This window comes from Salinisphaera hydrothermalis C41B8 (assembly GCF_000732535.1).
Taxonomy (GTDB): Bacteria; Pseudomonadota; Gammaproteobacteria; order Nevskiales; family Salinisphaeraceae; genus Salinisphaera; species Salinisphaera hydrothermalis.
The window spans coordinates 35989-49865 of the sequence record NZ_APNK01000027.1 but is presented as its reverse complement, the minus strand read 5'-3'; the positions used below and the strand labels follow the sequence as shown (position 1 = coordinate 49865).

At 63.5% G+C, this 13877-nt stretch carries 12 protein-coding genes; 5 read left to right on the top strand and 7 right to left on the bottom strand.

Annotation, left to right across the window (positions count from 1 at the left end):
* Window positions 1–58: 58 nt before the first annotated feature.
* On the bottom strand, window positions 59–970 hold the full coding sequence (locus C41B8_RS14610) for a LysR family transcriptional regulator (RefSeq protein ID WP_037339726.1): 912 nt from the start codon (window positions 968–970) through the stop codon (window positions 59–61).
* Between the two features lie 213 nt (window positions 971–1183).
* On the opposite strand from C41B8_RS14610, the gene C41B8_RS14605 reads away from it, so the two are divergent.
* Window positions 1184–2203: a DMT family transporter gene (locus C41B8_RS14605; RefSeq protein ID WP_051883587.1), complete on the top strand. Its 1020-nt coding sequence runs from the start codon at window positions 1184–1186 to the stop codon at window positions 2201–2203.
* A gap of 33 nt (window positions 2204–2236) precedes the next feature.
* Here C41B8_RS14605 and C41B8_RS14600 read toward each other — a convergent pair whose 3' ends face one another.
* From C41B8_RS14600 to C41B8_RS14590, 3 genes are all read right to left on the bottom strand, one after another.
* A complete protein-coding gene (locus C41B8_RS14600; RefSeq protein ID WP_198025221.1) occupies window positions 2237–2419 on the bottom strand; it encodes a CsbD family protein in 183 nt (60 codons plus the stop codon).
* 350 nt (window positions 2420–2769) lie between these two features.
* A complete protein-coding gene (locus tag C41B8_RS14595; protein ID WP_037339774.1) occupies window positions 2770–3495 on the bottom strand; it encodes an SDR family oxidoreductase in 726 nt (241 codons plus the stop codon).
* Between the two features lie 48 nt (window positions 3496–3543).
* Window positions 3544–4680 (bottom strand): ABC transporter ATP-binding protein, encoded by a 1137-nt coding sequence (locus tag C41B8_RS14590; protein WP_051883586.1) that lies wholly within the window; start codon window positions 4678–4680, stop codon window positions 3544–3546.
* A gap of 323 nt (window positions 4681–5003) precedes the next feature.
* Between C41B8_RS14590 and C41B8_RS14585 the strand changes: the two genes are divergently transcribed.
* The 4 genes from C41B8_RS14585 to C41B8_RS14570 all read left to right on the top strand — a co-directional run bounded on the left by C41B8_RS14585 (window position 5004) and on the right by C41B8_RS14570 (window position 9218).
* The gene (locus C41B8_RS14585) at window positions 5004–6377 is read left to right on the top strand and encodes an ABC transporter substrate-binding protein (RefSeq protein WP_051883585.1); all 1374 of its coding nucleotides are present in this window, start codon (window positions 5004–5006) and stop codon (window positions 6375–6377) included.
* A gap of 93 nt (window positions 6378–6470) precedes the next feature.
* Window positions 6471–7379, top strand: coding sequence for a carbohydrate ABC transporter permease (locus C41B8_RS14580; protein ID WP_051883584.1), 909 nt, complete (start codon window positions 6471–6473; stop codon window positions 7377–7379).
* Between the two features lie 20 nt (window positions 7380–7399).
* Window positions 7400–8224: a carbohydrate ABC transporter permease gene (locus tag C41B8_RS14575; protein ID WP_037339723.1), complete on the top strand. Its 825-nt coding sequence runs from the start codon at window positions 7400–7402 to the stop codon at window positions 8222–8224.
* 22 nt (window positions 8225–8246) lie between these two features.
* Window positions 8247–9218, top strand: a complete 972-nt coding sequence (locus tag C41B8_RS14570; RefSeq protein WP_037339721.1) for a sugar-binding transcriptional regulator — start codon at window positions 8247–8249, stop codon at window positions 9216–9218.
* A 522-nt stretch (window positions 9219–9740) separates the two neighbouring features.
* On the opposite strand, the gene C41B8_RS14565 is transcribed toward C41B8_RS14570, so the two are convergent.
* The 3 genes from C41B8_RS14565 to dsbG form a co-directional block, all read right to left on the bottom strand.
* The gene (locus C41B8_RS14565; protein ID WP_037339718.1) at window positions 9741–10856 is read right to left on the bottom strand and encodes an aromatic ring-hydroxylating oxygenase subunit alpha; all 1116 of its coding nucleotides are present in this window, start codon (window positions 10854–10856) and stop codon (window positions 9741–9743) included.
* A gap of 154 nt (window positions 10857–11010) precedes the next feature.
* The gene (gene lnt, locus C41B8_RS14560) at window positions 11011–12534 is read right to left on the bottom strand and encodes an apolipoprotein N-acyltransferase (protein WP_084189038.1); all 1524 of its coding nucleotides are present in this window, start codon (window positions 12532–12534) and stop codon (window positions 11011–11013) included.
* Window positions 12535–12602: 68 nt separating this feature from the next.
* Window positions 12603–13415 (bottom strand): thiol:disulfide interchange protein DsbG, encoded by an 813-nt coding sequence (gene dsbG, locus C41B8_RS14555; RefSeq protein ID WP_051883583.1) that lies wholly within the window; start codon window positions 13413–13415, stop codon window positions 12603–12605.
* Between the last annotated feature and the right edge of the window lie 462 nt (window positions 13416–13877).

Here is a 13877-nt window from a genome sequence, read left to right as displayed (position 1 = left end):
CGCGAGATCCCCAGCCATTCTTTTATCCGCCAAACCAGTTGTTGGCGGGACTGGACACCTAGCACCCGGCGGGGCCGCCCAGCGCCGTGGCCAGCCACCCGGCCACGGTGGTTACGCGGTCGTCGTCTTCGCGGCCGGGCGCGGCATAGAGTGACAGACCGCGCGGCAGCGTGAGCGATTCGGTCATGGGGCGCACGAGCTGACCATCGGCCAGCAGATGCTCGATACCGCGTTCCCAGCCGAGCCCGATGCCCTGGCCCATGATCGCGGCCTGCAGTACCACCGGGTAGCTGTCGAAAATCGTACCGTCGCCCAGCGTCGCGCGGCGTTGTACCGCGTCCAGCCATGCCGGCCAGGTCAGCCAGCCGTCCTGGGGATCATCCCGGCAATGCAGAATCCGGTGATGGCACAGGTCGCGGGCGGTCAGGGTGCCGGCCCCGGCCACGCTCGGCGCACACACCGGAAACACGGCGTCGGGTACCGAGAACATCGGTTCGATCGTGCCAGCCGGGCGGGTGCTGCATTGCAGCGCCAGGTCGAATGATTCCTCGGCCTGGGTCAACGGCTGGGTCGAGGCGTTGACGCGCAGCCGAATGTCCGGATGGGCAGCCTGAAACGCCGGCAGCCGTGGGATCAACCAGTACATGGCGACATACATTTCCGCGAGCAGCACGATGTCGTCGTGATCGCGGCGGGCGCGTAGTCGGTCCGCGCAGGCGGCGATGCCTTCCAGCCCGCCGGTGACCGCCCGGGCAAGTTCGGCTCCCGCTTCGGTGAGGTGGACCGCGCGATGGCCTCGGGTGAACAGCGTCACGCCGAGATCGTCTTCCAGCGCTCGGATCTGGCGGCTGATTGCGGCCTGGGTCAGATGCAGTTCGGCGGCGGCGCGCGTGAAACTCTCCAAACGGGCGGCCGCTTCGAACGGCATAAGGCTGGCGAGCGGCGGCAGGCTACGGCGTAGGCGATTCATGTGCACACATTACGCCAGATTATGCGAACGCGATGAATCATCGCGTGACGCCGCCCGCCCGCCGGTCGATCATCGCGTTCGATAAAGACGAGCGATGCCGTCAGCGAGAGCGTCTGATCTCGGCGCATCGCCATCGGCTGTCGGCCGGGGCGGGCGTCGTGTCAGGCCCATGCTGGCGATGCATCGACCATCCGGAGCGCATGGAGCGACGTCATGGATCTGTTCGGATTTCGGATATCGCCGGCCGCGGGCGGATTGGGCTGCATCGTGTTCGCGGCGATCGTACTGGCGCTGGGCGATGGCCTGGTCAAGATTATTTCGGATCAGGTGAGCGTATGGCAGCTGGTGTTCCTGCGGTCGCTCATCGCGCTGCCGATGATCGCGCTGCTGGCCATGTTCGCGCGCTCGTCCGGTATGCTCCGACTACGCCGTCCCGGCTGGGTGGCATTGCGTAGTGTCTTGCTGGTCGGCATGTGGCTCATGGTGTATCTGGCGCTCACGCGGCTCACCCTGCCCGTTGTGTCCGCAGGCCTGTACACAGCGCCGGTCCTCATTTCGTTGTTCGTGGCGCTACGCCCGGGCCGGGCTCTGGCGCGGATGGAAGGCGTCGGTGTAGCCCTCGGCTTTGTCGGCGTGCTGGTCTTGCTGCGGCCGGGCGGTTCGGCGTTCTTGCCCATGATGCTGCTGCCGGTCGGCGGCGCCGTGTTATATGCGCTGGCGGCACTGATTACGGCCTCGCACTGTCGTGCGGAGTCCCCGCTTGCCATGGCGCTGGCCATGCATGTGCTGTTTCTGATCGTCGGCAGCGTGGGGTTGATCGTGGTGCCGATGTTCTCGGCGACGTCGCTTTCCGATCCGGGGTTGGCGTTCATCGCGACCGGATGGCACGCGATCACGGTGACTTCGGCGGTTGAGATCGCACCGTTGCTCGCCGGCCTGGCCGTAATCGCCGTGACGGCCAGCATTGCCATGGCACGGGCCTACCAGATGGCACCGGCGCCGCTGGTGGCGGCTGGCGACTACAGCTATCTCGTGTTCTCCGGGTTCTGGAGCCTTGCGCTATTCGGCCAAGTGCCGGATATGCTGGCGTTGGTCGGCATGGCGCTCATCGCGCTGGCGGGCGTAGTAGCGACCCGCGGCGACGGCGCGTCGCCACAGTTCGCTTTAAATAACGCCCCCCGCAGCGGCGCCGACCTTGGCCGTATCGCCGGTCACGAACAGCCGGGGCGCTAAGCGCCCCGGCCGTCGCCTTAACAGAATCGGCGCTTAATCCAGAGCGTCACGAACCTTGTCTTTGGCTTTGCCGAGCTTGTCCTGGGCCTTGCCCTTGTTCTTCTGGACTTTGCCTTCGGCTTCCTTGTCCTTATCGCCGCTCACCTTGCCGACGGTTTCTTTAACCTTACCCTTGATCTTGTCGGCCGTACCTTTCTTGCGATCCTCGTCAATCATGGGAGAACCCTCCGGTTCTATTGAAGCGTCCGGGGATAGACACTTCGACGCATCGACGGGGGCTGTCAATGCGATGGCGGCTTCTGAGCCGGCAGGCCGGAATGGCCCGCTAGATGAAGCTAGCGCCGTGCAAACGGGTGCGCTATCGGTAGAAATACCAAGGCGTCTCTCGCGACGCCACGCCTTGGAGACGGATTTCTGATGCGGCACAGCGCGGCGAAGTCTTGCATGGCTAGGGCGTGGCTGATCCGAGATTCCACGTCGGGCGCCTGATCACGACCGGCTGGAATGCGTGCCAGTCGCCGGCGCCGCGGCTCGATCGCCGACGCGGCGATCGGCCGTGGTCGTTCTCAGCCGGCCTTGAAGCCGCCGTCCACGTCCAGGCATACGCCGTGCACCATGGCTGCGTCGCTGCTCAGCAAATAGGCGATGGTTGCGGCGACCTCTTCGCTTTCGACGAAACGGCCCAGCGGGATACGGGCTTTCATGCCAGCGGCCTTGTCGGGATCGGCCCAGGCTTTTTCGGCCATCGGCGTGAGCGTAACCACCGGGTTGACGCTGTTGACCCGAATCCCGTGCGGGCCCAGTTCGATCGCCATCACGCGCGTCAGCGCGTCGAGCCCGGCCTTCGACGCGCAATAGGCGGCATGGCCGGGGGTGCCGACCGTGCTGGCGATGCTGGAGACGTTCACGATTACGCCGGGCGTGCCTTGTTCGATCCAGCCTCGTGCCAGGCGCTGGGCCAGACGTAACGGGGCGACGGTGTTGACCTGCAGGGTTTCGTCGACGCGTGCCAGATCGGTATCGACGAACGGTTCGACGTGCACCAAGCCGGCACAGTTGACCAGCAGGTCGCAGGGCGGTGCGGCGTCCAGAAAGGCCTCGATCGCGCCGCGATCGGACAGATCCACGGGGCAGGGGGTGCAGCCGGTCGCCGCGGCGAGCGCGTCGAGCCGCTCGCGGTTACGCGCCAGCGCCCAGACTTCGGCGCCTTCTTCGATCAGGCGCGTGACGGTCGCGCTGCCGATACCCTGGCTGGCGCCGGTGACCAGCGCGCGACGGCCGGCGAAACGCAAATGGGACATCTTCGCTCCTCGAATAGGACAAGCGCGGAAAGACCGGCATCAGGCGCCGACCGGCGTTTCGGCCTCGCGGTGGGTGTCGTAACGGGTCAGGGCGCGCCCGGAGGCATCGAACAGATGGCAGTGCGCGGCCCGCAGCGCAATCTGGACCTGATCGCCGTTGGCGATCCGGCGATGGCCGGCTTCCTTGACCTGAACTTCGCGGCCATCGGCCAGGCGAGCATGGACGATGATCTCGCCGCCCAGGTGCTCGACCACGGAGACCTCGGCCGCCAGATGCACATCGGCCGGGCCGTCGACGCCGTCATCCAGGCCGAAATGTTCCGGCCGGATACCGAGCACGAACGGCCCCTCGGGATCGGCGTTGCGGCTGTCGGCCGGTACGGTGAGGCTCTGGTCGTCCGGCAGGCCGATCGTGGTGCTCTGGCCGGTGCTTTCGTGCAACGGCACTTCCAGGAAGTTCATTTTCGGCGAACCGATGAAGCCGGCTACGAACCGGTTGTTCGGCCGTTCGTAGAGGTCGAGCGGGGTGCCGACCTGCTCGACCCGGCCGTCGCGCAGCACCACGATGCGATCGGCCATGGTCATGGCTTCGATCTGATCGTGGGTGACATAGACCATGGTGGCGCCCAGGCGCCGATGGAGCTTGATCAGTTCCACCCGCATCTGTACGCGTAGCGCTGCATCGAGATTGGATAGCGGCTCGTCGAACAGGAAGACCTGCGGGTCCCGCACGATCGCACGTCCGATCGCCACTCGCTGGCGCTGGCCACCCGACAAGGCGGCCGGCTTGCGGTCGAGAAGCGGCTCGATCTGCAGAATCGCAGCCACTTCGTCGACCGCCTTGGCGATCTCGGCGCGCGACTTTTTCGACAGACGCAGCCCGAACGCGATGTTCTCGCGCACCGTCATGTGCGGATACAGCGCATAGGACTGGAACACCATCGCTACGCCGCGATGCGCGGGATGCAGGTGGGTGGCGTCGGTGGTGCCGATACGCACCGTGCCGCGGTCTGGCCGCTCCAGGCCGGCAATCGTACGCATCAAGGTGGTCTTGCCGCAGCCGGACGGCCCGACGAAGACCATGAACTCGCTGTCCTCGATATCGATATCGACGCTGTGCAGTACCTGCTGCGTACCAAAGACCTTGTCGATTCCTTCGAGCCGAACCTGTGCCATAGCGGACTCCTTCGCGAAAACCCGAACGCCCGGCAGGAACGGACGCCCATCGATGCCTTGGCGGCGTTGAGGATCCGCCATTGACGCAGCGCGAACCCTATAAGCCGAAAGACGCATTGTTTGTCTCGTCGTACAACTCGTAGCTTATGGTTTCACATGTGTAACGACGGCTCTGCAATTGTTTCGCCGTCAGCCGTGTGGAGCAACCTGTCCTTACGTCGTAGACCGGCGCAAGGGCGGCAACATACAAAGCGGATCGATGGGTGCCGGCGGCCGGATTCGTTCGGTGGTGGCGCGGCCCCGGGTATCCAGGCGAGGGAGTTATGAGAAAAAATCATCGGCGATTGGCCATAGCCGGCACGGCGCTGCTGGGACTGATGTTCAGCGGCAGCTCGTTGGCCTGGAACCTCAAGGAAGCCGCGCAGCCCTACAAGGGCGTCACTATTAACGTGGTCGGTCTCGAACGGCCCAGCTACAAGGCGGCCCAGGCTCTAACCCCGGAGTTCGAGAAAGAAACCGGAATCCATGTCAACTGGACCACTTTCCCCTACGAGAGCACGCTCAAGGCCGAGACGCTGAACTTCGTCTCGCAGAGCGGACAGTACGATGTCGTACTCAGCGACGTCGTCTGGCCGGTAACCTTCGTCGATGCGGGCTGGGTCGTGCCGATGAAGCACTTCACGGACAACCCGAAGCTGGCCGATCCGGCGCTCGACCTGAAGGATTTCTTCCCCGTTTGGCTGGCCAGTTTTACGGTCAACGACAAGCTCTACGGTCTGCCTTTCGATAGCTATGCCGGGCTGCTATTCTATAACAAGAAGATGCTGGCCGATGCCGGCTTCGACGGCCCGCCCAAGACCTGGGACGAGCTGTATAACTACGACAAGAAGCTGACCAACAAGGACAAAGGCGTCTACGGCTATGTCCTGCAGTCGGCTCATAACGAGACCCAGACCGCGGATGCCTTCGCACGCTTCCTGTGGCCGTGGGGCGGTCGGTTCCTGGATATCGGCCAGAAGAAGGTGATGGTGGATTCGCCGGACTCGGTCGCCGGCATCCAGTTCCGGCGCAAGCTGGTCAAACTGATGCCGTCGGGCATTGTGTCGGATGACCATCCGCAGGTCATCCAGATGCTGATCCAGAAGAAAGCGGCGATGGTCACCGAGTGGTCGTCGTTCTACACCACCCTGAAGCAGTCGCCGATCGGTGACGATATCGGTGTGGCGGTCGAGCCGAAAGGCCCGAAGAAGGCCGCGTCGGCGTTTGGCGGCTTTGCCTACATGGTGAGTGCCCAGATACCGGAGAAAAAGCAGAACGCCTCCTATCTGTTCATCCAGTGGCTGACCTCCAAGGAAATGGCCAAACCGCTGATCGAGAAAGGTGCGGTCGTGGCCCGTCGCAGCGCCGATACCGATCCGTCGATCCAGGCGGACAATCCTTACCTCAAGCCAATGGTCGCGACCTGGGAGCATTCGACGGTGCCGGATTGGCGTCCGCAGCTGCAGTGCTATCCGCAGTTCTCCAACATCGTCTCGGACTGGGGTTCACGCATCGAGCAGAAACGCCTGCCGGTCAAGTCGAGCCTGCACGACATGGCCGATGCGTTGCAGAAGTACATGGACAGTTCGGATTGCTGGGCTCATGCCAATCAGCCCGAGAAGTACATCTCCAAGTATGAGTCCAAGTCGGCGCAGTAAGCGCGCTGCTGGGCACAAGTCCTGTCGGCAGGTCCGGGCGTTTTCTTGCCCGGATCTGTCGACTGCTGGTTTTCTTTCGGCCGGGTCTTCAACGTGAGCCAGACACCCATCAAACCCGAATACAAGCAGCCGTGGCGTGAACGTCTGGCGCCGTGGTTTTTCGTTTCGCCATCGCTCGTTTTGTTGCTGGCGATCGGGTTGTTTCCGGTCATCTACACCGGTTACTACTCGACCTTCAACTGGACGATGGGTTTCGGTACGCCGAGCTTTGCCGGTTTCGGCAACTACGTACAGGCTCTGACCTCGTCGGATTTCGGCTGGTCGGTGTTGCGGACCCTCATCCTGCTGGCGATCACGCTGCCGATTGAGCTCGTGCTCGGGCTGGTCATCGCCTTCGCTCTGGATTCGGCCCACAACGTCTGGCTGCGGCGGGCCCTGCAGGTCTGTCTGGTGATCCCGATCGCGATCACGCCGGCGGTGATCGGCCTGTTGGCCCAACTCATGTTCAATCAGCAGTTCGGCATCATCAATTACCTGATTGGGCTGATCGGGATCGCGCCGGTGGATTGGCTGGGCGGTTCCGTGAGCGCCTTCGCCACCGTCGTAGCCGTCCATATCTGGGAGTGGACGCCGTTCGTGGCGCTGGTGCTCTCGGCCAGTCTGTCGACCGTGCCCACTGATATCGAAGAAGCGGTCATGCTGGAGACCGATCGCTGGTGGCCGCGCTTCAAGAGCGTGATCCTGCCTTACATGTGGCCCGGCATCACGGCAGCGCTCGTGTTCCAGACGGCGTTCACGATCAAGTCTTTCGGCATGATCTATTCGATCGCCCAGGGCGGGCCCGGTACTTCGACCATGTTTGCGATGCTCCAGATCGAACGCACCGCGTTCCGTGGCTTCAACATCGGTCTGGCCTCCGCCGAGTCGATTCTCATGCTGATCATGTCGATCGTGCTCGCCCGGATCTATATCCGGCTGTTCTATACCGACAAAGACGACTGACGAGAAGGGGGAGAACTGCCATGACTCGAGACCTTGTCGCCCGTATCGGGCACGCCGTGCTGATCCTGATCGTGTTGGTCGTGATTCTGTTCCCGCTGTACTGGATGGTCGCGGCTTCGTTCAAGAGCGCGGACCAGCTCTTCCGGGTGCCGCCGCCCTGGCTGTGGTCGCCCACGGTGGCTGGCTATGTCGACGCGCTGGCCAACTCCGGCATTCTCCGGGCGCTGGGTAATTCGGCGCTGGTGGTCGGCTGTGCCGTGCTGCTCGGCCTGATGGTCGGGGCGCCGGCGGCCTACGGGATTGCCCGTTACCAGTTCCGCGGACGCAAGGAAGTGTGGTTCTGGTACGTCACCAACTGGATGCTCGTGCCGGTGGTGATTCTGCTGCCGTTCTACATGACGGCGGTCAAGCTGCATCTGATCAACAACCCGATCGTGCTGATTCTGGTGTATCAGGTTTTCGTTGTCCCGTTGATCATCTGGCTGCTGGTCGATCAATTCCGCTCGGTGCCGGTCGCGCTCGAAGAAGCGGCCCAGCTGGACGGACTCAACCGGTTCACCATCTTCCTGCGGATTGCGTTGCCGCTGGTCAAACCCGGCATCGCCGTCGCCGCTATTCTGTCCGGTATCTTCGCCTGGAACGATCTGCTCTATGCCTTCGTGCTGACGCCCAGCGACAGCGCCCGTACCGCGCCCACCATCGCCATGGCCTATCTGGGCGGATACTCGGTACCCTGGACCAAGGTCATGGCCAGCTCCACCATGATCTGTGCGCCGGTGATCATCGGCGGCATCATCGTCCACAAGTACATCGCGCGCGGGCTGACGCTGGGTGCGGTGAAATAAGCAGCGCGCATCGAGCCCGAATATGCCCGAAAACAGGATCGGCGCCGAACACGATTCGGCGCTTGATGTCGACGAACAACTCCTTACGCGGGTGGCCTGGTATTACTACGTGGGTCACCTGACTCAGCAACAGATCGCCGACCGGCTGAATACCCATCGCGGGCGCATCAACCGGCTGCTGGCGGCCGGCCGGGAAACCGGCGTCGTACGGATCCGGATCGACAGTCCGCTGGCCGACTGCGTGGCCCTGGAAGCCGGGCTCGTGGCCCGCTATGGGCTGCGCCAGGCGGTGGTCGTGCCGGCCCCGGACAACGCCGACAAGCATCGTGTCGCGCTGGGCCTGGGGGCCGGGCGCTATCTCACCGCAGCCCTGCGCGACGGCCAGACCGTGGGCATCGGATGGGGGCAAACGCTCGAGCACACGCTGCGGGCGCTCGAGGCCCGGACCTATCGCGCGATGTCGGTGGTCTCGTTACAGGGCGGGCTGTCGCGCTGCCCGATCCTCAATACCTTCGAAATCGTGTTCGATTTCGCCAATCGGTTGTCGGCGGATTGCTACTACTTCGCGGCACCGATTTATGCCGAAAACGAAGCCGCGCGCGACCTGCTGCTGGCCCAGAGCGCAATCCGCGAAACCTACGACAGGGCGCGCCGGGCCGATATCGCCGTGCTCACCGCCGGTAACATGGTCGATTCTCTGGTCGTCAATCATGGCTTGCATGACCCGCAGGATGTAACTGATCTGCGTGCGGCCGGGGCGGTCGGCGATCTGCTGGGGCACTTCATCGATGCCCACGGTGCACGCGTGGCGCACCCGGTCAACGACCGGACGACCGCGGTCGGCCTCGAAGACCTGCGCGCGCTCGATCATGTCGTGCTTATTTCCGGTGGCCGCGGTAAGTTCGAAGTCACCCGGGCCGCCCTGCGCGGCGGCTACGCGAATGTATTGATTACCGACGAACACAACGCCCGCCAGATCCTGGACGCGCCATAGGCGCTCCAAGCTTTTTTGGCTTGTTTCAAAAAGCCTGGCCAGTCCGCAAATGAACGCGAATGGCGAACCCGTATTTTGGCTCGGCTGACACGGGGCGCCATTGTTTCGTTCCGTGCAGAAAACGATCCATAGATTTCGCAGGTACAGTTCTGCTTTCGTGGCGTAGCGGATGTGAGGCGCTCACTGGCGACGGCGCGAGATAAAGTTTGCAACTTGCACGATTCGTCGGGCAACGGATGAGCAACGCCCGTTCGTGCCCCCGAGCGAACTTGCCCTCCAACGATTAACCGCCCTCTGCGTGATCTGTGAAATCTGCGGATCAGTGCCTCAAACAACGTAGCGACCGGCACACGCCGCACGAGGCCCCAAAGAGCCGCGAACCCCGTCCGTCGTGCATGCGCTTATGCGTTCATTAGCGGATTGAACACGTGGCACGCCAGCGAACCTGCTTCGCGGAGCCTCGGATGGACGCCGCCGCTCGGGGCGCGACGGCGTCTTGGGTCGGGCTGATTAACGCAGCGGCTATTCCACGCCCGGGATGGGCCGGCCCTGGGTCACCAGCAGATGCCGCAGTTTCTGGATGATCGGGAAGATTTCGTTGTTCCGATCCTCGCCCTGGGCATCGAACGCACGCTGTTCGGCTTCGACGATGTCCTCGTCCTGGCCGAAGATGCCGTTGGTAAAAGCGATGATGAACGGCCACAGCAGATGAATCGCACCCGGGACGCCCGGTTTGCGCACCATCATCAACCCGAAGGTGTGGTTCTTGCGTTGTTCGGCATCGATCGGGACGTAAGCATTCCACAGGTCGAGCGCCGGTTCGCTCGAGCCTGCCGTCCAGAACTGCAGCGTCTGGTATGGATAGCCCGTGCGGATGGTCATGATGTCCTTGTCTTCGCGCGCCTCGGACTTGGCGTTCGGGGCTTTCGAGCGACGCCCCAGCATGAACTTCTCGCCGATCGGCTGTTTGCCGCGGGCCCGATGGAAGGTGTAGTCGACTTCGACCCAGCCATCGCCTTCGCGGATGTCGAGTGCCGTGGGGTTAATGCTGCCCATCAGGCTGCGATGCAGGAACTGATGGTTCATATCCATCAGGTTCTCGTGCATGAAGCTGTAGTGGCAATCGATGCGCCGGTCCAGATAGCGGGTCTTGTAGGCCGGATCGCCCCAGGTCGGGATGTGCGGGAAGCGCTCGATACCGGCGGCGTTCACGTCGCCCGGGTACACGAAGACCAGACCGTAGGCTTCCACGCAGGGATAGCTCTTCACGCCGTTGGGCAGCGACTTGTCCTTATCGAGATACGGTACGTTGATGCAGGCGCCCGCGGTGTTGTACGCCCAGCAGTGGTAGCCGCAGAGCAGGCGCTCGCCGCGGACTTCGCCCAGCGACAACGGCACCTGGCGATGCGCGCAGCGATCTTCCAGCGCAAAGATATGGCCGGTTTCCGTGCGCGCGAGCACGATCGGCTCGCCGGCAAAGCTCACGCCCTTCTTGCCGCCGCGCGGTATGTCGCGCGATCGAGCCAGCGGATACCAGTAGTCGGGATCGATGGCGGTCTTTCGGATATCGCGCGGTAGTGGCGCGGCAATGCCGCGATCGGCACGACGATCCACGGGGGCGGGAGAAACCGATGACATGTCAGGGACCTCCGAACGGTCGGCAAATACAACTCGACTCGTTTTAGCAGGATTTGCCGGCCAGCTACAGTCCGGGAGTCAACGGAGAGGCCGCGAGTTTCAAGTGGGGCCGTTAAAGCAAGGCCGATGAGCCGGCGACCGGCCGCCGACTCGATCAGCGCCGACGGCGCGAGCGCAGCCATTGGCCGAGCGCGGCCAGCCCGCCGATGGCCAGCGCCAGGACCACTACGCCGTCGTTGCCCCAGCGTGCAAACGGCGTGAGCCCGGTGTACGAGCGAAAGTGCCCGGTGAGGGCGGTCGATTTGAAATCCGGCGCTCGCGCGACCACGACGCCGCTCGGCGCTACGATGCCGGTCACCGCGCTGTTGTCCGCGCGCAGCAGATAGCGCCCGGTTTCCACCGCGCGCATGCGGGCGATCTCGAAGTGCTGATCCGGGCCGATGGAGCGCCCGAACCAGGCATCGTCCGAGACGTTGACCAGCACGTTCGCGGGTGGCACGTCGCTCGCGATCAGGTCGCCAAAGATGTCCTCGTAGCAGATCGAGATCCCGAGCGCGAGCTGGCCGGCGACGATCGGTTTCTGATGCGCCGCGCCAGGTGTGAGATCGGAATACGGCATGCCGGATTCGGCCATCCAGCGCCGCACGATCTCCGGGACTGGAAAATACTCGCCGAACGGCACCAAATGCCGCTTCGCATACAGCCCGTTGCCCGCGCCGACCGCGACCACGCTGTTGTATATGTGCTGGCCATCGTCGCTGGCGCGCAATAGCCCGGTGATCAGAGTGGTGTCGTGTTTGGCCAGCCGCTTGCCGAGATTCTCGAGTGCCGGTTTGACCGATCGGTAGTAATCCGGGATGGCGGTTTCCGGCCAGATCACCAGATCCGACTGCCAGTGGCCCCGGGTCAGGTCGCCATAGCGATAAATCGCCTGATTTACCGACTCGGGCGACCACTTGGCCTGTTGCGCGATGTCGCCCTGAACGAGGGTGACGCTCAAGGGCTTGCTGTTCGGGGTTGTCCAGTGCACATGCCGCAGGCCGAAAGCGCCCGTCCAGAGCACGATCAGCAGTGCGATGGCCCACGGCGCACGGCGCGGCTGTGTGCTGGCCCAGGCGAGCGCGCCAGCCGACAGGGCGACTGCCCAGCTTGCCCCGAATACACCCAGAATCGGGACGATGCCGACCAGCGGCGAGGCGATCTGGGAATAGCCTGCGGACAGCCAGGGAAAGCCGGAAAACACCCAGCTGCGTAGCCACTCGACCAGCGTCCAGAGGATCGGCAGCCAGATCAGGTAGCGCAGCGCGCCCGGATGCGGCGCGATACGGGCGGCCACGCCCAGACTCAGCGCGATGAACGCGGCGAGCAGCACAATCAGGCCCAGCAGCAGGCCGACCGCCAGCGGCAGCGGCGCGCCGCCGACGCCGGATAACGCGATCAGGATCCAGTAGGTGCCGGCTCCGAACTGGCCGATGCCGAATGCCAGACCGATCGCGGCGGCCCGGCGCACGGTGCGGCTGTCGGCGAGGCGAAACAGCACGGCCAGCGTGAGCGGTAGCACCCAGAACGCGCCGAAAGGCGCGAACGCGGTCACCGAAATCATCCCGGCGATCAGGGCAAGGGCGTAGGCCGGCCATGTGCCGGCGATCAGGCGAGAGCGCAAGGTCGGTCCCAGCAAAGCGGCTATCCTGCAAATAAAGCGGCGCCGGACGCTTTAGCACCCGGCCGTGTGCCGCGGTATGGCGATCAGCTGCCCTGGTTATCGATGTACTGCTTGAGCCAGGCTTTGCCCGGGGCGCCGATCTTGGCCGCCCAGTGGCCGTCATGCTTGTAAAGCAGCGTGGGCGTACCGGTGCCGCCGGCGGCCGACATCTGCTTGTAATGCACGTTGATGATGTCCTTGAGCTTGTCGGACGGCGAGTCGACCGGTTTGATGCCGCCGTCCTCAGTGTCTTCGTCGAAGCCGTTCTCGTTTTCGACCAGCGCCTTGCCCGGGTCCTTGGCGGACAGAATGGCCGCGGCGCGCCCCATGCTGGATTCTTTCAGAAAGCCCACCATGGCCCATTGCAGCTGTAGCTTGCCGGCTTTAACCAGCGGCTCGGCCTGCTGGTAGAAGCGATGGCAGTAGATACAGTTCGGGTCGGCGAAAACATAGATCACCGGTGCATCGCTGGGGCCCTGCTGCACCAGATGGCCGGTCTTCTTGAGCTCGGCAACCACTTTGGCCACATCCGGCTTGGGCACGTACTTATCGGTGTATTGGGCCGACAGATTCTCGCCCGACGGCGACACCAGCTGACCCATGAACAGATAACCCTTTTCGCCATAGACGATCTGGTGTTGCCCGCCTTTTTGCAGCACATAGCCGGTCACGCCCGGTACATCGGTCTTGAACTGCCGAGTCACCTCGATCGAGCCGTTCTTCACGGCCTTGGCGAGGACCGGCGGCAGATCGCTGGCGACCGGTTTCTTGGTCGGCTGGGCGCTGGCCGCGATCGTGGTGGCGAGCAGTCCGACGCCGGCTAGGGTAGCCAGACGCTTGAAAACGGCAGTGGTCATGCAGGGCTCCGGAATTGACAATGAAGCGGCGGTTCGGCGTTGATGCAAGTAACCGCCGCCGTGCGGGCAATGTACTAGCCGGGACCTGAATTGGCGAGTACGAACGCCGGTTTCCGTCTCAGCGAGCTCGCATCGACGAGGCGCCGAGTCGTATTCGGATTGGGGCCTGGACCGAAGGGGCACGCGCCCCGGAAGTTTTGGCGCAGAAGATGCAATACGCTACCCAGCGGTTCGACACCGAATATTCAGCAATGCCATATGCGGCTCGTAACTGAATAATATGTTGATACTGCGGGCCAACGCAGCGCAGGCAAACCATCACCCGGAGACGGTATCCGGGTGATGTACTAAAAATTGCCGACGGTGGCCGTAAGGCCGTTGCGATGCAAGCACCACCTCGGTCTCCCTGCAAAAAAAAGCAAGGCGGTACCTTTGGGACGGCCGAATCTCCGTTGACCGGCT